A 20,600-nucleotide genomic window follows, 5' to 3' on the forward strand; every position below is an offset into this window, starting at 1 on the left:
GACAGCTCCCCCGCATCGCGGGGGAGCATCTTTTCCTCAGAACGTCAGCGCGCGCGCTTCCTTCACGTGCGGCAGGGCCTGGATCTTGGCCAGCAGGTCGGCGGCCGGGGCCTGGTCGACGCCGACCAGGGCGATAGCGTCCTCGTCGGCCGAGACGCGGCCCAGGTTGAAGGTGGCGATGTTCACGCCCGCCTCGCCCAGCAGCATGCCCAGCGCGCCGATGAAGCCCGGCTTGTCCAGGTTGTTGATGTACAGCATGGCCGGCGAGAAGCCCGCGTCCAGTTCCATGCCCTTGACCTCGACGATGCGCGGGGCGCCGGCGATCACCGTGCCGGCGAAGGCGCGCTTGCCCTTCTCGGTGGTGATGGTGACGCGCATCAGGCTGTCATAGGTGGGGCTGAGCTCCTGGCGGCTTTCCGAGACGGTGATGCCGCGCTCTTTCGCGATGGCCGGAGCCGAGACCATGTTTATCTCGGCCAGCATCGGCTTCAGCGCGCCGGCGAGAGCCGCCGAGGTCATCGGTTTGACGTTCAGGTTGGTGACTTCGCCTTCGTAGGCGATGTCGATGGCCGTGACGCCGAAGTCGACCATCTGGCCGGCCAGGGCGCCGATCTTCTCGGCCAGGGCCACGAACGGCTTCAGCTTGGGGGCTTCTTCGGCCGTGATCGAGGGGCTGTTCAGGGCGTTGGTGACCGCGCCGGTCAGCAGATAGTCCGAAACCTGCTCGGCGACCTGCAGGGCCACGTTCTCCTGGGCTTCGTTGGTGCTGGCGCCCAGGTGCGGGGTGGCCACGACCTTGTCCGAGCCGAACAGCGGGTTTTCCTTGGCCGGCTCGACCGTGAACACGTCGAAGGCCGCGCCGCCGACATGACCTTCGTCCAGCAGCTTGCGCAGGGCGGCTTCATCGACCAGGCCGCCGCGGGCGCAGTTGACGATCAGCACGCCCTTCTTGGTCTTGGCCAGGTTCTCGGCCGACAGGATGTTGCGGGTCTTGTCGGTCAGCGGGGTGTGCAGGGTGATGACGTCGGCGCGGGCCAGCAGCTCTTCCAGCTCGACCTTCTCGACGCCGATCTCGACGGCGCGTTCCGGCGACAGGAAGGGGTCGTAGGCCACGACCTTCATCTTCAGGCCCAGCGCGCGGTCGGCGACGATGCCGCCGATGTTGCCGGCGCCGATCAGGCCCAGGGTCTTGGCGTACAGCTCAACACCCATGAAGCGGTTCTTCTCCCACTTGCCGGCCTGGGTCGAGGCGTCGGCGGCGGGGATCTGGCGGGCCAGGGCGAACATCATGGCGATGGCGTGCTCGGCCGTGGTGATCGAGTTGCCGAAGGGCGTGTTCATCACGACGATGCCCTTGGCCGTGGCGGCCGGGATGTCGACATTGTCGACGCCGATGCCGGCGCGGGCGATGACGCGCAGCTTGTGGGCGGCGGCGATCACGTCCTTGTCGAGCTTGGCGCCCGAGCGGATGGCGACGCCGTCATAGTCGCCGATCACGGCGATCAGTTCGTCCTTGCTGAGGCCGACCTTGATGTCGAAGGCGACGCCGCGGTTCTTGAAGATGTCGACGGCGGCGGGGCTGAGCTTATCAGCGATGAGAACGCGAGGAGCGGTCATGTGCGGGATTCCTTGCGGAGAATGTCTGTGAAGGCCCCTCCACCGCCGTTCGGCGGTCCCCCTCCCCCAAGAGGGGGAGGAGAATTTCCCTCCGCCCCGTTTGGGGGCGGACAGACCTGCGCGAGCAGGTCAGGTGGGGGCCAGTGCTGAGTCTTAAGCAGCGGCCAGTTCGGCCGAGACGGTGGCGAAGGCCCAGTCGAGCCAGGGCGTCAGGGCCTCGAGGTCCGAAGCTTCCACCGTGGCGCCGCACCAGATGCGCAGGCCGGCCGGGGCGTCGCGATAGCCGCCGATGTCGAGGGCCGCGCCCTCCTTCTCGAGCAGGCTGGCCAGCTTCTTGGCGAAGTCGGCTTGAGCGTCTTCCGGCAGGGCGGCGATCTTGGGATCGACCACCTTCAGGCACACCGAGGTGTTGGAGCGGATCTCAGGCGTCGCCGCCAGGAAGTCCACCCACGGGGTCTTGGCGACCCAGTCGGCCAGCACGGCCAGGTTCTGGTCGGCGCGGCCCTGCATGGCGTCCAGACCGCCAATCGAGGCGGCCCACTTCAGGGCGTCCAGCGCATCCTCGACGCACAGCATCGACGGGGTGTTGATGGTCGCGCCTTCGAAGATGTCGGCGGCGATCTTGCCGGCTTTCGTCATGCGGAACAGCTTCGGCATCGGCCAGGCCGGCGTGTAGCTTTCCAGGCGGGCCACGGCGCGTGGCGACAGGATCAGGATCCCGTGCGCGCCTTCGCCACCAAGCGCCTTCTGCCAGGAGAAGGTCACGACATCGAGCTTGGCCCAATCCAGGTCCTGGGCAAAGGCCGCCGAGGTGGCGTCGCAGATGGTGATGCCTTCACGGTCGGCCGAGATGAAGTCGGCGTTCGGCACGCGCACGCCCGAGGTCGTGCCGTTCCAGGTGAAGACCAGGTCCTTGGCCGGGTCGACCTTCGAAGTATCCGGCAGCTCACCGTAGGGAGCGCTCAGGACTTCGACGTCGGGCAGCTTCAGTTGCTTGGTGACGTCCGTGACCCAGTCCTTGCCGAAGGATTCGAAGGCCATCAGTTGCATGGGGCGAGCGCCGAGCATCGACCACATGGCCATCTCGACGGCGCCGGTGTCCGAACCGGCGACGATGCCGATCAGGAAGTCGGCCGGCACTTCCAGCACTTCGCGCGTCTGGTCGATGGCGGCCTTCAGGCGCGCCTTGCCCAGCTTGGAGCGGTGCGAACGGCCCAGCACGGCGTTTTGAAGATTTTCGGGGGTCCAGCCGGGGCGCTTGGCGCAGGGGCCGGAAGAGAACTCGGGGCGAGCCGGACGGATTGCCGGCTTGGCGAGGGTAGTCATAGCGATGTCTCCCATCCTTACAGATGGACTGCATCCCGTTGGGGGGATGTGGCCCGCCGGCGAAGAACCTCGTTTCGCGGTGGATTGCAAGGAGAGATTTTGCGAAAGGCGCGACCAATCGTCCGGTCGCGGCAATTATCTTGCCGTGGCTCGGCTCCGACGCCAGGCCAACAGCGTGCCGACCAGGATGCAGAGCAGCACACCGATTGAATCCAGATTGTTGATCATCGCATAGGTGCTGTCGCGCCGCAGCCCGCCCACCAGATAGTAGGCGTGCAAGCTGAACTGGATCGCCTGCAACAGCATGGCCACACCCAGCCAGGCGCTCATGTGCCGTAAGGCCAGCAACAGGAAACCCGCGCCTATCAAGCCCTCGCCCAGCAAAAGCAGCGACGGCACGAGGCTGCGCGGAACGAACTGGTAGACCAGCATGGCGTAGATCGCGCCCGCCAGGAAAATCGCCACGCCAAGGCGTTCGGCCTGGCCGCCTTTCCAGCATGCCAGCACCAGGACGATGATCAGCACCGCCCAACCTATCCAGGCTGCGACTAAGGGACTCATGTCAAAAGGCCTCTAACCGGAATTAGAGGCCTTAGGTATTAAAGTATTGCAATGTTTGCTTAGACGGCTTCTCGCACGCTGGCGACTTCGCGAAGACCGCGCGTCTCGATGCCGTCGCCTTTGTCGAAGCCGATCATCTTGGTGCGGATGCCCAGACGCAGCTTGACGCTGTCCAGCTCGCCGTGAGCATCGACCACCGCCGTACGCGCCGTCGCCAGCGCCTGAACGGCTTCGGCGAGCTTGGCGCTGGCGCCGTTCGCCACGACCGCCGACAGACCCAGGTCCTTACGGGCCTGCACCAGCTCGGCCATCATTTCCGTGACTTCCATCATCGCCGCGTCCACCGCAGCCTCGGTCGCGTACAGCTTGTTAGCCACGCGCTGAGCAACAAAAACCTTTTCCACGCCCGCCTCCGTTAACGAAACACTAATGGAAAAGGTAAATAGATTGTTAAAGGTAAAGCAACGCAAAAATGCGCCCTAGCGTTGTTTTGTCGCGCAACTCGCACTGGCCTTGGAAGCGAAGCGTTAGGAACCTTCAGGCATACTGTCGCGACGATTGAGTTCCTGAACGCTGATGGGCGAAAAGCACAACAACAGCGCGAGCACTGCCGCGACACACGCGCCACTACAGGCGCGAATCGCTGGCGTGGCCTTGGCCACGACTGTGCTGGCGCTCGTCGCTGCCTGTCTTTGCTTCATGCTGCAGCAATGGAGCGTCGCGAGACAGGAAGCCCGCGCCAATCACGAGATCCTGGCCCAGATGGCCGCCGCCGGCGCCGCCGCGCCGCTGGCCGACCACAACATGGTCGGCGTGTACCGAGCCCTCGAAGCCGTGGCCAAAGCCCCCAGCGTCGCGGCTGTGCGGATCATGGACACCAAGGGACGCACCGTCGCCCAGCTGGGCGCGGCCAATCCGACCGACGCCGACACCCTGACCCGGCCGATCAAGCTGTCCTCGCAGAAGGTCGGCACCCTGGTGCTGGTCGCCCAGCATCCGGGCCTGGGCCAGACCCTGGCTCGCGATCTGGCCTTGACCGGCGCTCTGTTCTTCGGCGCGGCCGGCCTGGCGATCCTGCTGGCCAACAGCCTGGCCCGCCGCCTAGCCCGCCCGATGGAGCGCCTGTCGGAAGCCATGCACGAGACGGCCGTCGGCGGTCGCTACAAGGCCGTCGAGCAGACCGCCGACGACGACGTCTTCCAGAGCCTGACCGACAGTTTCAACCACCTGGTCTGCCGCCTTGAGGCCAACGACCACGACCTGCGCGGCGCGATGGCCGAACTGGTCAAGGCGCGCGACGACGCCAATGCCGCCAACGTCCTGAAGTCGCACTTCCTTGCCAATATGAGCCACGAGATCCGCACGCCCCTGAACGGCGTGCTGGCCATGGCCGAGGTCATGGCCATGGACGATCTGGGCCCCAAGCAGCGCGAGCGCCTGAAGGTGATCCGCGAATCTGGCGCCCTGCTGCTGGGCGTACTGAACGATGTACTGGACCTCTCCAAGATCGAGGCCGGCCGCCTGGAGATCACCGACCGTCCGTTCGACATCGCGCAACTGGCCCAGGCTATCCGCGAGACCTACGCGCCCCAGGCTCGCGACAAGGGCTTGGCCTTCGAGGTCGCCATCGCGCCCGAGGCGCAGGGCGTCTGGCGCGGCGACAGCGACCGCCTGCGCCAGATCCTGGGCAACCTGATCAGCAACGCCCTGAAGTTCACGCTGGAAGGCGCCGTCGCGGTGCGTTTCGCCTCTGCCGAGGATGGTTCGGGCCTGCGCATCGACGTGGCCGACACCGGTATCGGCATCTCGCCCGAGATCCTGCCGCGCCTGTTCGACAAGTTCGTTCAGGCCGACAGCACCACCACCCGCCGCTTCGGCGGCTCGGGCCTGGGACTGGCCATCTGCCGCGAGCTGGCCGCCATGATGGACGGCTCGATCAAGGTCCAGAGCCGCGAGGGCCGGGGCTCGACCTTCACCGTCCTGGTCGGCCTGCCGCGCGAAGAAGCGCTGACCGACGTCCACTATATCGACGACGGCCACGCGCCCGCGCCCGAGCCGCGCGTCGAGACCGAGGCCCCCGCCCCGGCCGCCGAGACGGCGTTCCTGCGCGTGCTGGCCGCCGACGACAATCCGACCAACCAGAAGGTCGTCGAGGCGGTCCTCGCGCCGCTGAACGCCGAGGTGGTGCTGGTCGCCGACGGCGCGGCCTGCGTCGAGGCCTGGAAGGCCGCCAAGTTCGACATCGTGCTGATGGACATCCACATGCCCGGCATGGACGGCGTCGAGGCCGCCCAGGCGATCCGCGCGCTGGAAGCCGCGGAAGGCCGCGTCCGCACCCCGATCGTCGCCGTGACCGCCAATGCCCTGGCTCATCAGGTCGAAGGCTATCTGGCCGCCGGCATGGACGGCCACGTGGCCAAGCCGATTGAGGTCACCAAGCTGTACGCCGCCATCGAAGCGGCCATGACCGCCGCGCGCCTGGCCCAGGCGGCCTAAGTCTACCTTTCGACACAGATGAACAGAACATAACGAGCGGCTCAGAACCGCTTCAGGCTGGACGTGTTTCTCTTAGCTCAACGTCGCTTCCCCCCTTCCCCAGGACAACGGGCGACGCAGAGATTTGAAAGGAACCGAACCGATGAAGAAGATCCTGATCCCGATCGTTGCGGTCTCGGCCCTGGCGGCCGCCACCGTTCCCGCCGTGGCTTCGGCCCAGTCGATCAACCAGCGCCAGGACATGCTGGAGCGCCGCATCGACCAGGGCGTGCGCAACCACAGCCTGACCCGCTCGGAAGCCAACCGCCTGCGCGCTGACCTCCGTCAGACCGCTCGCCTGGAAGCCCAGTACCGCCGCGGCGGCCTGAGCGGCTGGGAACGCGCCGACCTGGATCGTCGCTTCGACCGCATCAGCGCCCAGATCCGCTACGAGCGCCACGACCGTGACTACGGCTATGGCTACGGCCACGGCCCCCGTCGCTAAGACCTAGGTCGGCTCCACCCGGAGCCGGCTCTCCACCACCGTGAAGCCGCGGCCGCGCAACAGAACGCGCGCGCCGCGGCTTTCGCATTCCAGGTCGCCGCCCCGGCCGGGATAGGCCTGGTGGAACTTCAGAACCGTCTGGCCCAGCTTGTCGCCGTATAGCGGCATCAGGATGCAGTGGGCCGAGCCGGTGGTCGGGTCCTCGGGGATGCCGAAACCCGGCGCGAAGAAGCGGCTGACGACGGCATAGGGCTTGTCGGCGTCGGCCTTGGCCACGACGACCGTCTGGCCCGGACCGCCAGTGGCCTCGCCTTCAATCTTCTTGATGGCGGTGAGGTCGGGCTTCAGCCCGCGCACCGTCGTCTCGCTGTCCATCACCGCGATCAGATAGGCGCCGGCCCAGACCTCCACGGGCTTTGCGCCTAGGGCCTCGGCCAGCCCCTCGGGAACGCCCGTCTGGCGCGGCGGGTCGGCCGGGAAGTCCATCTCCAGCCCCTCGCCCGCCCGGCGCACGGTCAGCGGGCCCGACAGGGTGTCGAAGGTCAGCAGCGGGACGTCGACGCCGAGTTCCGCAAACAGCATGTGCGCCGCCGCCAGGGTGGCGTGGCCGCACAGCGGGGCTTCCAGGGTCGGCGTGAACCAGCGCAGGCCGTAGCGGGCCGGGTCGGCGGTCTTCAGCAGATAGGCGGTCTCGGCCTGGTTATTCTCGGCCGCCAGGGCCTGCATCCACACGTCCGACGGCCACGTCTCGAACGGCTCGACCACGCAGGCCGGGTTGCCCTTGAACGGGCCGCTGGCGAAGGCGTCGATGGTCCACTGGCGCATGGGAAGCTCCTCAGATGGACTTCGCTGTTATGCGCCAGCGGGACAGGCGGCAAAGCCTTTATTGTCCCGGTGACAATGAAAACTGTCATCCCGGCCAAGCGCGAAGCGCGCCGAGCCGGGACCGCCGCAAGCTCCGAGCCTGTTGCGGTCCCGGGTCTACGCTGCGCTACGCCCGGGATGACAGCTCTGAACTAGCCTTCGACGCTGATCTCCGGCCAGCGCGCCTTGGCCGAGCCCGTGGTGCGCTCCCAGCCGCCCGCGCCCTTCACCCGCAGCGGGTTGGGCCGCAGACGCATGGCGAACAGGTCTTCCAGGCCGAACGGCGCCCAGACGCTGAGACTGTCGTCCTTCTCCAGCCGCACGCCGACGCAGAAGGCGGTGGCCACGAAGCGCTTCAGGGCCGCGGCGCTGTCCTCCAGCGGCGGATAGGGCTCGTCGGCGCCGAACTTCTTCTCGAACCACAGGTGCACGCGGGCCTGGTTGCGGACCTCGACCAGCTCGCGCAGCGGCGGCGCGAAGGCGGCGGCGACGCGCTGAATAACGACGTCCTCGGCCTCGTAGCTGGTGTCGCTGTCGTCGTGATAGGCGACGTCATAGTCCTTGATGCCATAGGCCAGGTCGCGGCCGGTCAGGTGGTTCCAGACCGGCTGATAGACCGCGCCCGAGAAGATCATCCAGTCTGGCAGGTCGAGGTCGCGGACGGTGTTGAGCACTTCCCAGGTCGTGGGCGTGGCGCGAATGATCTCGCGTAGGCGGTCTTCGAAGCTCTGGGTCATTGGCGAAGGGTCCAGCCGTGATCGAGAGGGCCATGGCCGGCGCCGAAGCCTGGCGCGCGCAGCATGGCCTCATGGACATAGTTCCAGGCGCGGGCGACGGCCTCTTGCAGCGGCAGCCCCTGGGCCAGACCCGTGGCGCAGGCGCTGGCGAGCGTGCAGCCGGTGCCGTGGGTGTGGCGAGTCTGGATGCGCTCGCCCTCGAAGGTGGTCTCGCCCTCGGAGGTCATCAGCACGTCGACGACGCGCTCCCCCTCGACGTGGCCGCCCTTCATCAGGACCGCCTTCGCGCCCATCGCCAGCAGCGCCTCGCCGGCCCGGCGCAGGTCGTCGGTGGTCTCGACGACGAGGCCCGTCAGGGCGGCGGCTTCGGGCGCGTTGGGGGTCAGCAACGCGGCGCGCGGGATCATCAGGGTCTTCACGGCGCCGATCGCGGCTTCGGCCAGCAGCGGCGCGCCGCCCTTGGCCACCATCACCGGGTCGACGACGGCTGGAACCTTGCCCGCGTGATCGATCGCGGCCGCCACGGTCTCGACCACGCCGGCGTCGCCCAGCATGCCGGTCTTGATCGCGTCGGCGCCGATGTCGTCCAGCACCGCGCGGGCCTGGGCGGCGATCACCTCCAGCGGGATCGGATGGACGCCAGTGACGCCGAGGGTGTTCTGCACCGTCACCGCGGTGATCGCGGTGGCCGCATAGCCGCCCAGGGCGGTGATGGTCTTGATGTCGGCCTGGATCCCCGCGCCGCCGCCGGAATCGGATCCGGCGATGACGAGGACGCGGCCTTTTGCTGCGTCTGACATCCCCGCTGTTTAGGCGGGATTCGGAAGGCCCGCTACGCCGCCTGCAGCGCGTGCTGCCAGGCCCCCGCCAGAACGTTCGGACGGATCGGCTTCTGGACCACGACGCCGTCCTTCTGGTCGTCCAGAGCCTTGGCGTGGCCGGTGACATAGACGACCGGGATCGGCCCAAGGTGGGCCATGATCATCTTCACGGCCTCGACGCCGGTGCCGTCGACGATCCGGTAATCGGCAGTGATCAGGTCGGGCTTTTTCCGCAGCGCGCTGTCCAGGGCCTCCAGAGGACTGTCGGCGATGGCGATGCTGGTGAACCCCTGCTCCTTGAGCAGTTCCTCGATCTCCAGCGCGATCAGGATCTCGTCTTCAATGATCAGGGCATGTCGCGAGCGCATCTTGCGGGTGCTTTCGATAGGCCGTCCCCAGATATTTAAGCGCGGTGATTCCCCAACCCGCAAGCGAGGCCGGGAGTCGCGGACAACCCTGACTCGCGCGCGAGCGCACCTATCGCTTGTGGAACAAGGGGTTCCCTGAGCTGTGCTTCAAATAGCTTTGATAGCGGCCTGGACGTCCAGGGCCTGGACCATCTCGCGCACGTCGTGGACCCGCACCGCCGCCACGCCGGCGTCCGCGCCATGCAGATGGACGGCGAGCGAGCCGCCCAATCGATCGGTCGCCTCGCCGGCCGAAGGGTCGATGCCCGCGATGAACCGCTTGCGGCTGGCCCCCAGCAGGATCGGATAACCCAGAGCCACGAAACGCGGCAGGGCCTTCAGCAGAGCCAGATTGTGCTCCACCGTCTTGCCAAAGCCGATGCCGGGATCCAGCCAGATCTTCTCCTTGGCCACGCCAGCGGCCATGGCCGTGAAGGCGCGCGCCAGCAGGAAGGCCTCGACCTCGGCGACCACGTCGTCATAGCGCGGGTCGTCCTGCATGGTCCCCGGCTCGCCCAGCATGTGCATCAGCACGACTTCGCAGCCCAGCTCGGCGGCGACCTCCGGTCCGTCGGGCGACACGCGCAGGGCGGCGACGTCGTTCCAGATCGTCGCCCCGGCCTTGATCGCCGCGCGGGCCACGCCGGGCTTCATGGTGTCGATCGAGATCGGGATGTCGCTGGCCTTGCGGATCGCCTCGATGATCGGGACCACCCGCAGGATCTCGTCGAACTCCGAGACCGGGGCCGCGCCCGGCCGGGTGCTCTCGCCGCCGACGTCCAGGATGTCGGCGCCCTGGGCGATCAGGCGGCGGGCATGCTCGATGCCGTCGGCGGCGGCGACGAACTTGCCGCCGTCCGAGAAGCTGTCGGGCGTGACATTGACGATCCCCATGACCTGAGGACGGTTGGGCGTGACCATCCGGGCGTTCTACGCCTCGCGCAGCATCCGGTCGACCCGGCCGGCCAGGTCGCCGACCGCGAAGGGCTTGGTCAGCACCTCCATGCCGTGCTCGATATGCCCGTGGTTCAGCACGGCGTTCTCGGCATAGCCGGTGATGAACAGGACCTTCAGGTCGGGCTTCAAGGCGCGGGCGGCGTCGGCGACCTGGCGGCCGTTCAAGCCCCCCGGCAGGCCGACATCGGTGATCAAGAGGTCGATCTCGGCGGCCGATTGCAGAATGCGTAGGCCGGCAGAGCCGTCGGCGGCTTCCAGGCAGGCATAGCCCAGCTCTTCCAGCGCATCGACGACCAGCATCCGCACGGTCGGCTCGTCGTCGACCACCAGCACTGTCTTGCCGGCCTTGACCGGCGCGGCGTCGACCGGGCGCTCGACGGCCTCGACCTCGTCCTCCTCGCCCAGCCGGCGCGGAAGGTACAGGCAGACCATGGTCCCCTGCCCCACCTCGGAATAGATCCGCACGTGGCCGTTCGACTGGCGGGCGAAGCCATAGACCATCGACAGCCCCAGCCCCGTGCCCTGGCCGATCGGCTTGGTGGTGAAGAACGGATCGAACACCCGCTCCAGCGTCGCCTTGTCGATGCCCGTGCCGGTGTCGCTGACGCAGACCGAGACATACTGGCCCGGCTCCAGCCCGTGGTCGCGGGCGGTGCGGGCGTCCAGCCAGCGGTTGCCGGTCTCCAGCGTGATCACCCCGCCGTCCGGCATGGCGTCGCGGGCGTTGATGCACAGGTTGAGAAGCGCGTTCTCCAGCTGGTTGGCGTCCACCAGCGTCGGCCATAGGCCCGTGGCGCCGACATATTCGACCTGGATGCCGGGGCCGACCGTGCGGCGCACCAGCTCGACGAACTCGGTCATCAGCCGGTTGATGACCACCGGCTTGGGGGCCAACGTCTGGCGGCGCGAGAAGGCCAGCAGGCGATGGGTCAGGGCGGCCGCGCGACGGGCCGCGCCCTGGCCGGCCGCCAGGTAGCGATCGACATCGGCCGCCCGCCCTTGCGCCAGCCGCGCGCCGATCATCTCGAACGAGCCGGAAATGCCGGCCAGCAGGTTGTTGAAGTCGTGAGCCAGGCCGCCGGTCAGCTGCCCGACGGCTTCCATCTTCTGGGCCTGGCGCAGGGCTTCCTCGGTCTCGCGCAGGCGCTCCTGCTCCACGACACGCTGGGTGACGTCGTAGACGAACTGATAGGCGCCGATCCGCTGGCCGTTCATGTCGTACAGGGGATGGAAGCGCATCTCGTAGTGGCGACGCTCGCGCTCGGAATCGCCGAACTCATCGGTCTCCATGAAGCTTTCGCCCGCCAGGGCGCGCGACCAGACGTCCCGCACCTGGGCCTGGTGTTCCGGATAGTCGGCCAGCAACTCCACCATGTTGTCGCCGGTCTTGGGACGGATGCCGAAGATCCGCTCGAACTCGCCCGCCGAGGCGCTGTTGATGGCCAGCCAGGTCAGGTTCATGTCGACCACCTGGACGAAGACGCTGGCGCCCTCGACCACATCGGCCAGCAGGCGGCGACCGGCTAGCGCCTCGGCAACGCGGGCCTCCAGGGTCTCATTCAGGAGGCGCAGCTCCTCCTCGGCCTGCTTGCGAGCGGTGATGTCCTGGAACAGCACCGCCACCTGGCGCAGCTCGGGCGGCTCGATGCGGAACGACGACAGCGACAGATGCCGGCCAGTGGCCACCAGCTCCTGCTCGAACCGGATCGCTTGGCCCGTGCGCAGCACCTCGCCGTAGCGGGCGACCCAGGCGTCGGCCTCGGCCGGCACCATCTCGCGCAGTTTCTGGCCGACCACGTTGGGGATGCCCGCATGCCGCTCATAGGCGGCGTTGGCCATGATGTGCATGTAGTCGCTGAGCGGGCCGAACGGACCGTCCAGGAACTCGATGACGCAGAAGCCCTCGTCCATCGACTCGAACAGCGCGCGATAGCGGCGCTCGTCCTCCAGGTGGGCCTGCTCGCGGCGGACGCGCTCGGTGATGTCATTGCACAGCACGTGGACGCCGACGACCGCGCCGGTCTCGTCGCGCACCGGCGAGAGCATCAGGTTGCACCAGGCCGCCTCACCGTCGGCGCGGGAGAAACCGATGGACTCGCGCACCACGCTCGTGCCCGCCCGCGCCTGGTCCAGCATCGGCAAGCCAGCGGGGATCGGGAAAACCTCGGCGAACCGTCCGCCCAGGGCAGGCGTGTTGGCGGCCAGCAGCCGGCGCGCGGCGTCATTGTGCAGCAGCACGCCATCGACGCCCCAGGCCAGGAATGACGGGATCGGCGAGGCCAGCATCAGCCCGACCATGGTCTTCAGGGCCGGCGACCAGCCGTCGATCGCTCCCAGCGCTGTCTGCGACCAATCACGGGCCGCAACGGCCGCGCCCATATCGCCGCCTCCCGCCAGGAAGGCGAACACTGCGGACGAGGGCGGGAGCGAGCCAACCGGCTCGTCTTTGGCGGACATGGTTTCCAATAGCAGAGCCCCTCGACCGCGCCTACGCGGCCAAGCTTGAACGGTCGGATGGCCGACAGGTTGCGGCCTTCTTGGGAAAGACGTCTTGGCCTCGGCAGTTCCGGGTGCGGGCGTAAGAAAAAAGCCGGCCCTTGCGAGCCGGCTTCATTCTTTGGATCGGATCCCCGCCTCAGGCGGTGACGCTGGCGCCCGCGCCCGGGGACAGCGGCACCAGGGACGGCGCGGCGACCGTTTCCTTGTTGCTTTCGTCCTCGTCGCGCTTGGGCATCTCGCCCTTCATGACGCCGACGATCTCGTCGCCGCTCAGGGTTTCGAACTCCAGCAGAGCCTTGGCCACCGAGTGCAGGTGGTCCAGCTCCTCGGTCAGGATGCGGCGCGCGTCGTCCTCGCCGCCCTTCACCAGGCGACGGACTTCCTTGTCGATCTTGATCATCGTCTCGGGCGAGACGTTCTGGGTGCGGGCGACCGAGTGGCCCAGGAACACCTCGTCCTGGTTGTCGCCATAGGCCACCGTGCCCAGCTCATCCGAGAAGCCCCAGCGGGTGACCATGTTGCGGGCCAGGCTGGTGGCGGCGCTGATGTCGCTGGACGCGCCCGAGGTGATCTTCTCCTTGCCGAAGATCAGCTCTTCCGCGACCCGGCCGGCCATCATGATGGCCAGGCGCGAGGTCATCATGTCGTAGCTCATCGAGTAGCGATCGCCTTCCGGCAGCTGCATGACCATGCCCAGGGCGCGGCCGCGCGGCACGATCGTGGCCTTGTGGACCGGATCGGCGACGGGGACGCGCAGGGCCACCAGGGCGTGGCCGCCCTCGTGATAGGCGGTCAGCTTCTTTTCGGCGTCGCTCATGGCCATCGAGCGGCGCTCGGCGCCCATCATGACCTTGTCCTTGGCGTGCTCGAAGTCGTGCATGGTGACCATGCGACGGTTCTTGCGGGCGGCCGTCAGGGCGGCTTCGTTGACTAGGTTGGCCAGGTCGGCGCCCGAGAAGCCCGGGGTGCCGCGCGCCAGCGTCTTGACGTCGACGTCAGCGGCCAGCGGCACGTTCTTCATGTGCACGCGGATGATCTTCTCGCGACCGGCGACGTCGGGGTTGGGCACCACGACCTGGCGGTCGAAGCGACCCGGACGCAGCAGCGCGGGGTCCAGCACGTCCGGACGGTTGGTGGCGGCGATCAGGATGATGCCTTCATTGGCTTCGAAGCCGTCCATCTCGACCAGCAGCTGGTTCAGCGTCTGCTCGCGCTCGTCGTTGCCGCCGCCCAGGCCGGCGCCGCGGTGGCGACCGACAGCGTCGATTTCGTCGATGAAGATGATGCAGGGGGCGTTCTTCTTGGCCTGCTCGAACATGTCGCGCACGCGGCTGGCGCCGACGCCGACGAACATCTCGACGAAGTCCGAACCCGAGATCGTGAAGAACGGGACGCCCGCCTCACCCGCGACGGCGCGGGCGATCAGGGTCTTACCGGTGCCGGGAGGACCGACCAGCAGGGCGCCCTTGGGGATCTTGCCGCCCAGGCGCTGGAACTTGGCCGGATCCTTCAGGAAATCGACGACCTCCTGCAGCTCTTCCTTGGCCTCGTCGACGCCCGCGACGTCTTCAAACGTGATGCGGTTCTTGTTCTCGGTCAGCAGGCGGGCCTTGGACTTGCCGAAACCCATGGCGCCCTTCGCCCCGCCCTGCATCTGGCGCATGAAGAACAGCCAGACGCCCACGACCAGCAGGATCGGCAGCAGCTGCACCAGGATGGCCCACGGGCTGATCGAGCCGCTCTTGAACTTCACGTCGGCGTTCTTGGCCACCATGCGGTTGACCAGCTCGTCGGAGTTCAGCGGCGCATTGACCGTCAGCGTCTTGTTGTCCGCCGTCTTGGCGATGACCTGCTGACCCGCGATCTCGGCCGACTTGATCTTGCCGGCGTCGACGTCCTTGAGCAGCTGCGAGTAGCTGACATCGCTATTGGTCTTCGTGCGCGCATTTTGGCTGACGACGAAAACGCCTGCCAGCACCGCAACGATCACCAGCCAGATGGCCAGGTTCCTGAAATTCATACGCGTCGTCTTTCCAACGATAGGCCTTGACCCACCAAGATAGGCGGTTGAACGCGCAAGCGCCATGCACGTGACATCAGGTCACGGATTCTTGGTCGCAAAGGCCGACAGCGGCCTTGAAGCGACCCAGAACGAGCAGGCGCGCGCGCGCCTCTCCTTCGGTTGCAAGCTTCGGGCCGTCAAGCGGGCTTGAGATCAGCGGCAAGGCGGGGCGCGCCGAGGCGGGAATGGCGGTCAGCCTCGCGCGATCGGCGGCGGAGAGGCTGGCCGCCCTGCCCTTCAGCGCGGTGACGGTCAGGGCCGTATCGCCAGCGGTGACTCCCCAGCGGCCGTCCCAGATGCCGGCCTGACCAGGCGCGAGCTCCAGCGCCGCCAGGCCGCCGCGCGCGGTCTCGCCGGCGTCGCGGCAAATCAGGACATCGTCGCCGGCTTCGATCCGCGCACCGGACAGAGTGGCGGCGAAGGTTTCGCCGGATCGGATCCGCTGGACTAGGCGCTCCAGCCGCTCGCCGCGCGGCGGTCGCTCGGTTCCGGCAGCGCATAGCAGGGCGGCGGCCAGATGGGCGGCGGCGACGTCGCGCGGCAGGCGGATCGTCCCGACGGCGTCGACGGTGAAACACGGCGGCGAAAGCGAAGTCGCCTCCATCGGGGATATCTCCCCTGCCCCGGCGGCACGCGCTCGCGCACGGGCGTAGCGCAGATCCTCATTGGCCGGATCGTCCAGCCAGGTCTCGCCCTGATCGGCCAGGGCCTGCCGGATCTCGTCGCGGGACAGGCTCAGCAGCGGCCTCAGCAGGAAGACGTCGCGCCCCTCCGGCCAGACCGGTGACGGCGCCCATTCGCGGGGGTCGGAAACGCTGGAGCCCTCGGCCCGCATGGCCGCGCCCTCGGCCAAGTCGCTGGCGGTGTGGCCTAGCAGCAGGACCTTGGCGCCGGCGGCGCGAGCAGCCTCCGCCAGCAGGGCGTGCCGGGCTCGGCGAGCGGCGGCGGGCAGACCCGTCTTCGGCTTGTCGCCGGTCCAGACCAGGGCTTGAGCCTCGGCGCCCAAGGCGCGCGCCTTGGCGACGGCTTCAGCGGTCCAGCGGTCGCTGCCGGCCTGGAGGCCATGATCGACGACCAGGGCCAGCACGGGGCGGCCCAGATCCAAGGCCGCCTTCAGCAGGAACAGGGAGTCGCCGCCTCCCGAAAAGCCGACGGCCAGCGGAGCGGCGGAGGCCGGATCGAGGCGTTGGTCGAAGATGGCGCGAACATTATAAATTCCGATATCCCCTTCATTGCCTTCCTGGGCCTTGTGCCCAGGATCCATGGTTCCGCCAGGCTCGGCGCAGTAGGTGAGCGCCGCTTGCGTGGGCGCCCAGTCTCCAACGTCTGATCTGCTGAACGATGGGCCCTAGGCACAAGGCCTAGGGAAGCAAGAATTGGATAGGACGCAGTTCGCCTAGGAGCACTTCGCCGCGACGCGGGTCGAGGCCGCGCGCGAGGTCACCTGGGCCGGGGCCTTGGGATAGCGCTTGGAAAGCTCGTCCAGGGTGCGGCAGGCGTCGGTGGTCTTCTTCAGCGCCACCAGCGAGCGGGCCAGCTTCAGCGTCGCGTCCGGTCCCCAGGTCGTCTGCGGCCAGCCGCGGATCGCGCCGATATAAGCGCCGGCGGCGTCGCTATAGGCCTCGCGCACGAACAGGGTCTCGCCCCACCAGTACTTGGCCTCGGCCGAGCGGGTGCTTTCCGGGTAGTTGGCCACGAAGGCCGAGAAGGCCTGTTCGGCATTGGCGTAGTCGCCGGCCAGCAGCAGGTCCTTGGCCTGCTTGAAGGCCACGGCCGGATCGGCCGGCGGCGCGGGCGGCGGCGGGGTGGTCCCCACGGCCGGCGCGGCGACCTGGGCGGCGGCGGCCGTCTGCAGGTCGGCCAGGGTCTTTTCGACGGCGGCCAGGCGCTGCTCCAGCGCGTCGGCGCGGGCCTTCTGGTCGGCGGCGGCGCGATTGGCCTTGGTCAGCTCGAAATTGGCCGTCTCGTTCTGGCCGTTCAGCTTGGTCAGGGTCTGTTCCAGGTCGCCGACGCGCTCGTTCAGCGCGCCGATCTGGGCGTCGGTCTCGGCCGGCTGCACCACGACGGGCTTACCGGTGTCGCGGCCCTGGAAGACGATCGCGCGCAGCTCGCGCACCACCTTCTCCATCCGCTCCACGCGCTTGGCCGAGCGGTCGTCCAGCGGATCGGCGGGCGGCAGCGGGGTCTGGGCCACGGCGACCGTAGCGACCGAAGCGAACAGGGCGGCGAGCAGGACGGATTTCAGCTTCATGACCGTGATCTACCGATAGAGACCAGACAAAACTAGGGCGGCTTCTCGTTGAAGAAGCCGCCCCTGTCTTACTTCAGCTTAGCGAGCGCCGTCCGTGATGGCCGTGCGGCCGTTACGGTTCTTGGCCCAGGCTTCTTCGCTGGTGCCGGCGTCAATCGGACGTTCCTTACCGAACGAGATCGTCTCGATGCGCGCGGCCGAGACGCCCTGAGCGATCAGGAAGTCGCGGATGGCGTTGGCGCGGCGGGCGCCCAGGGCCAGGTTGTACTCGCGGGTGCCGCGTTCGTCGGCATTGCCTTCGATGCGGACGCGGACAGCCGGATAGCGGTTCAGCCACTGGGCCTGACCGGCCAGGACCGGCTGGGCGTCGGCGCGGACCGAATATTCGTCAGTGTCGAAATAGACGCGGTCGCCGACATTGACGACGAAGTCCTGCACCGAGCCGGGCAGCACGCCCGACGACACCGGCGGTTGGGTCGGCGGGGTGTAGGGTTGGCTCGGGGTCGCCGGCGGCGGCTCCGGGGTCGGAGCGACAGGCTGGGGCTTCGGGCGCGAAGCGCAGGCGGCGAGCGAGGCGGCGGCAACGCCGACGAGCGCCAGTCTAAAGGCGCGCTTGGTGTCGAAGCTCATCCAGTTTCTCCTCAGTCTACGAACTCTGGATCTGACCCATACCTAAGCTGCGCTTGGAATGGGTCCTGAAAATGTCTGACCAAACCTCACAATGATGTCAGATGGTCGACACACGATGCGGATTCACTTCCGGCGCGAATAGCCCGCGCCCGGAAACCTGAGCCATGAACGCATTGATCTGGCCCAGGTTGCTCGATTTACCCGGTCTCTATGTCAATCAGTTGAGCAGCGGCGACCACGCCGGGTCCGAGCCCGCGCCCTGATAGGCGGCGGGACGCAGGATGCGGCCGGTGATGTCCACCGTCCACAGGCGCGGATTGCCCGACGACCCCTCACGGAAGAACATCAGCACTCGGCCGTTCGGCGCCCAGGTCGGGCCTTCGTCGAGATAGCTGGTGGTCAAGAGGCGCTCGTCGCTGCCATCGGGACGCATCACGCCGATGTGGAACTCGCCGCCCGTCTGCTTGGTGAAGGCGATGAAGTCGCCGCGCGGGCTCCAGACCGGGGTCGTGTAGCGGCCGCCGCCGTACGAGATCCGGCGCACGCCCGAACCGTCCGTATTCATCACATACAGCTGCGCCTGGCCGCCGCGGTCGGAGTTGAAGGCGATCTTGGTCCCGTCCGGCGAGAATGACGGCGAGGTGTCGATGGCCGGGTCGGTGGTGATGCGGGTCGACGAGCGGCTGCGCAGGTCCATCATGTAGATGTCGCTGTTGCCGGCCTTCTCCACCGAGAACGCCACCTTGCCGCCGTCGGGCGAGAAGCGCGGGGCGAACACCATGCCGGGGAATTTGCCGATGGTTTCCTGGCGGCTGGTCTCCAGGTTCAGCAGGTAGATCGACGACCCCGTCGGCCGCAGGGCCATGTAGGTCAGTTCCTGGCTGGTCGAGGAGAAGCGCGGCGTCATCACGATGTACGAGCCGTCGGTCAGGTACTGCGGGTTGGCGCCATCCTGGTCCATGATCGCCAGGCGTTTCACGCGATTCAGCTTGGGGCCGCTCTCGGCGACGAAGGCCACGCGGGTGTCGAAATAGCCCTTCTCGCCGGTCAGGCGCTCATAGACGGCGTCGCTGATCTTGTGGGCCACGCGGCGCCAGTTGTCCGGCGTCGACGAGAATTGCAGGCCCAGCAGCTGCTGCTGGCTGAACACGTCCCACAGGCGGAAGTCGACGCGCAAGCCGCCGTCGGGGCCGACCGTCACCTGGCCGTTGATCAGGGCCTGGGCCCCGGTCGCCTGCCAGTCGGGGAAGCGCGGCTGGACATTCACATCGCTCAGCTTGTCGGCGACGCTCGAGACATTCAGCGGCTGGAAGAGGCCCGAGCGCTCGAGGTTACCGGTGATGACCTGGGCGATCTCAGCGCCGCGCGTCGCGCCCGAAAAGGCCGGCACGGCGATCGGCAGCGGCTTGACCGCGCCGGCGTTGATGTCGACCTCGATCTGCGCGGCGGCCGGGGTCACGAACGCTGCGCCGCCCAGCAGGACGGCGGCCATGAGCACCAGAGCTTTGAAGCGCATCGAGGTCTCCTTGTGTTTCCGTCCCAGCATCAACGCGAACAGGCCTGTTTTGCGTTGAAGTTGAGGGCGATTTTCTGACCGTACAGGTCCTGCGGCAGGTAGGCGAACGGCGAAGCGGCGAACAGCGCGCGCACGGCGCGGTCCGAGGCCGCCTTGACGACGGGATCGGGCGAAGAGGTGCCCGGCGACTCCGGCTGGCCGACGACGCGGCCGCCCGGGCCGATCACGAACACCACCCGCACGCTGACATTGGCGCCGCCTTCGACCTCGCAGTTCGGGTTCCAGCGGTCCTGAACCTCGCCCTGCAGGCGACCCAGCGCGGCGGCGGAAAGCCCGGTGGCCGCGCCCATGGCCGGACGGGCCGAGACCGAGGTCTCCGCGCGGGCCGGGCCCTTGGGGGCATTGGCGGTGGGCTTGCCTGTCGCCTTCTTGGACTTGGCGATCGACGCTTCCAGCGAGGCGAAGAAGTCGTTGTCGTTCTTCTTGGCCGGCGTCGGCTTGGTCGGCGTCGGGGTCGGCGAAGGCTTGGGCGTCGGGGTCGGCTTGGGCGGCGGCGCGGGAGCCGGGGTCGGCGTCGGCGCGGGGGTCGGAGCCGGCGGCTGCGGCGTCGCCTCCGGGACCGGGTCCGGCGCCTGGGCCGTCTGCTCCTCGGGCGCCTGCTCAGCCGGGCGGACGTTGGTCGGGCCGTTGGTGACGATGGTCACCGGCACCGACTCCCCGATCGTGATCGGCTTGGCCTGCTTCCACGGCAAGCCGAACGCGATCAACGCCGCCACGGCTCCGTGCAGCGCGATCGAGCCGACCAGGCCCGGAGAGATCTGTTGTTCGCGGCGAGCGCTCATGCAGCGCCTATTGAGCCGGCCGCAGGTCGCCCGCGCCCTCCGGCTGGGCGTCCTTGGGCGCCGCGCCCGAGGACGGGCCGCCCGTCTCGGTGATCAGGTTGATCTTGTTGAAGCCCGCGTTCGACAGGCCCGCCATCACCTGGGCGACGACCGAATAGGTCGCCCCGCCGTCGGCGCGGACGAAGATCGGCTTGTCGTAGCCGTCGCCGGCCTTGGCGCGGATGCCCGGCGCCAGGTTCTCGAACGGGATCTGGGTCTCGCCGACGAAGATCTTGCCTTCGCGGTCGATCGAGACGGTGATCGGTTCTTCCTGGTTCTGCAAAGCGGCGGCTTCCGTCTTGGGCAGCTCCAGCGGCACGCCGGCGGTCAGCAGCGGGGCGCTGATCATGAAGATGATCAACAGCACCAGCATCACGTCGACCAGAGGCGTGACGTTGATCTCGGACAGGGCCCCGCGCGAGCGGCGACCGCGACGGCGGCGGCCACGGCCGCTATTGGTGGCGAAGGCGTCGCTGGACGACATCGACATG

General features: G+C 67.9%; 18 protein-coding genes and 1 pseudogene. 2 read left to right on the forward strand and 17 right to left on the reverse strand.

What is annotated here, in order from left to right:
• Positions 1 to 36 precede the first annotated feature (36 nt).
• The 4 genes from serA to J7528_RS24485 all read right to left on the reverse strand — a co-directional run bounded on the left by serA (position 37) and on the right by J7528_RS24485 (position 3,908).
• Entirely contained in the window at positions 37 to 1,617 is a 1,581-nt protein-coding gene (gene serA / locus J7528_RS24470) for a phosphoglycerate dehydrogenase (protein ID WP_291880062.1), read from the reverse strand.
• A 153-nt stretch (positions 1,618 to 1,770) separates the two neighbouring features.
• Positions 1,771 to 2,943: a phosphoserine transaminase gene (locus J7528_RS24475; protein ID WP_291880065.1), complete on the reverse strand. Its 1,173-nt coding sequence runs from the start codon at positions 2,941 to 2,943 to the stop codon at positions 1,771 to 1,773.
• Between the two features lie 135 nt (positions 2,944 to 3,078).
• Positions 3,079 to 3,468, reverse strand: a complete 390-nt coding sequence (locus tag J7528_RS24480) for a hypothetical protein (RefSeq protein WP_291880068.1) — start codon at positions 3,466 to 3,468, stop codon at positions 3,079 to 3,081.
• A gap of 95 nt (positions 3,469 to 3,563) precedes the next feature.
• Complete coding sequence (locus J7528_RS24485; RefSeq protein WP_291880071.1) at positions 3,564 to 3,908, reverse strand: hypothetical protein; 345 nt, start codon at positions 3,906 to 3,908, stop codon at positions 3,564 to 3,566.
• A gap of 81 nt (positions 3,909 to 3,989) precedes the next feature.
• Between J7528_RS24485 and J7528_RS24490 the strand changes: the two are divergent.
• Positions 3,990 to 6,000 (forward strand): annotated as a pseudogene (locus J7528_RS24490) (ATP-binding protein).
• 142 nt (positions 6,001 to 6,142) lie between these two features.
• Positions 6,143 to 6,484 (forward strand): hypothetical protein, encoded by a 342-nt coding sequence (locus J7528_RS24495; RefSeq protein WP_291880073.1) that lies wholly within the window; start codon positions 6,143 to 6,145, stop codon positions 6,482 to 6,484.
• A 3-nt stretch (positions 6,485 to 6,487) separates the two neighbouring features.
• On the opposite strand, the gene J7528_RS24500 is transcribed toward J7528_RS24495, so the two are convergent.
• The 13 genes from J7528_RS24500 to J7528_RS24560 form a co-directional block, all read right to left on the reverse strand.
• Positions 6,488 to 7,309 carry a PhzF family phenazine biosynthesis protein gene (locus J7528_RS24500; protein WP_291880074.1) on the reverse strand — a complete coding sequence of 274 codons (822 nt, stop codon included), beginning with the start codon at positions 7,307 to 7,309 and terminating at the stop codon, positions 6,488 to 6,490.
• Between the two features lie 191 nt (positions 7,310 to 7,500).
• Positions 7,501 to 8,085 (reverse strand): nucleotidyltransferase family protein, encoded by a 585-nt coding sequence (locus J7528_RS24505; RefSeq protein WP_291880076.1) that lies wholly within the window; start codon positions 8,083 to 8,085, stop codon positions 7,501 to 7,503.
• On the reverse strand, positions 8,082 to 8,885 hold the full coding sequence (gene thiD / locus J7528_RS24510; RefSeq protein ID WP_291880078.1) for a bifunctional hydroxymethylpyrimidine kinase/phosphomethylpyrimidine kinase: 804 nt from the start codon (positions 8,883 to 8,885) through the stop codon (positions 8,082 to 8,084). Before thiD ends, J7528_RS24505 begins: the two co-directional genes overlap by 4 nt.
• Positions 8,886 to 8,917: 32 nt before the next feature.
• Complete coding sequence (locus tag J7528_RS24515; protein WP_291880081.1) at positions 8,918 to 9,274, reverse strand: response regulator; 357 nt, start codon at positions 9,272 to 9,274, stop codon at positions 8,918 to 8,920.
• A gap of 147 nt (positions 9,275 to 9,421) precedes the next feature.
• The gene (gene folP, locus J7528_RS24520; protein ID WP_291880082.1) at positions 9,422 to 10,234 is read right to left on the reverse strand and encodes a dihydropteroate synthase; all 813 of its coding nucleotides are present in this window, start codon (positions 10,232 to 10,234) and stop codon (positions 9,422 to 9,424) included.
• Positions 10,235 to 10,243: 9 nt separating this feature from the next.
• Positions 10,244 to 12,649: a PAS domain-containing protein gene (locus tag J7528_RS24525; protein ID WP_291880084.1), complete on the reverse strand. Its 2,406-nt coding sequence runs from the start codon at positions 12,647 to 12,649 to the stop codon at positions 10,244 to 10,246.
• A 256-nt stretch (positions 12,650 to 12,905) separates the two neighbouring features.
• On the reverse strand, positions 12,906 to 14,789 hold the full coding sequence (ftsH, locus tag J7528_RS24530) for an ATP-dependent zinc metalloprotease FtsH (protein WP_291880086.1): 1,884 nt from the start codon (positions 14,787 to 14,789) through the stop codon (positions 12,906 to 12,908).
• 76 nt (positions 14,790 to 14,865) lie between these two features.
• Entirely contained in the window at positions 14,866 to 16,053 is a 1,188-nt protein-coding gene (tilS, locus tag J7528_RS24535) for a tRNA lysidine(34) synthetase TilS (RefSeq protein WP_291880331.1), read from the reverse strand.
• A gap of 174 nt (positions 16,054 to 16,227) precedes the next feature.
• On the reverse strand, positions 16,228 to 17,082 hold the full coding sequence (ybgF, locus tag J7528_RS24540) for a tol-pal system protein YbgF (protein ID WP_291880089.1): 855 nt from the start codon (positions 17,080 to 17,082) through the stop codon (positions 16,228 to 16,230).
• A 78-nt stretch (positions 17,083 to 17,160) separates the two neighbouring features.
• Positions 17,161 to 17,727, reverse strand: coding sequence for a peptidoglycan-associated lipoprotein Pal (pal, locus tag J7528_RS24545; RefSeq protein ID WP_291880333.1), 567 nt, complete (start codon positions 17,725 to 17,727; stop codon positions 17,161 to 17,163).
• A 202-nt stretch (positions 17,728 to 17,929) separates the two neighbouring features.
• Positions 17,930 to 19,261: a Tol-Pal system beta propeller repeat protein TolB gene (gene tolB / locus J7528_RS24550; protein ID WP_291880092.1), complete on the reverse strand. Its 1,332-nt coding sequence runs from the start codon at positions 19,259 to 19,261 to the stop codon at positions 17,930 to 17,932.
• Positions 19,258 to 20,070, reverse strand: coding sequence for an energy transducer TonB (locus tag J7528_RS24555; protein ID WP_291880094.1), 813 nt, complete (start codon positions 20,068 to 20,070; stop codon positions 19,258 to 19,260). Before J7528_RS24555 ends, tolB begins: the two co-directional genes overlap by 4 nt.
• 7 nt (positions 20,071 to 20,077) lie before the next feature.
• Positions 20,078 to 20,599: a biopolymer transporter ExbD gene (locus tag J7528_RS24560; RefSeq protein WP_291880096.1), complete on the reverse strand. Its 522-nt coding sequence runs from the start codon at positions 20,597 to 20,599 to the stop codon at positions 20,078 to 20,080.
• Position 20,600: the final 1 nt, after the last annotated feature.

The organism is Caulobacter sp. (genome assembly GCF_017744445.1).
Taxonomy (GTDB): Bacteria; Pseudomonadota; Alphaproteobacteria; order Caulobacterales; family Caulobacteraceae; genus Caulobacter.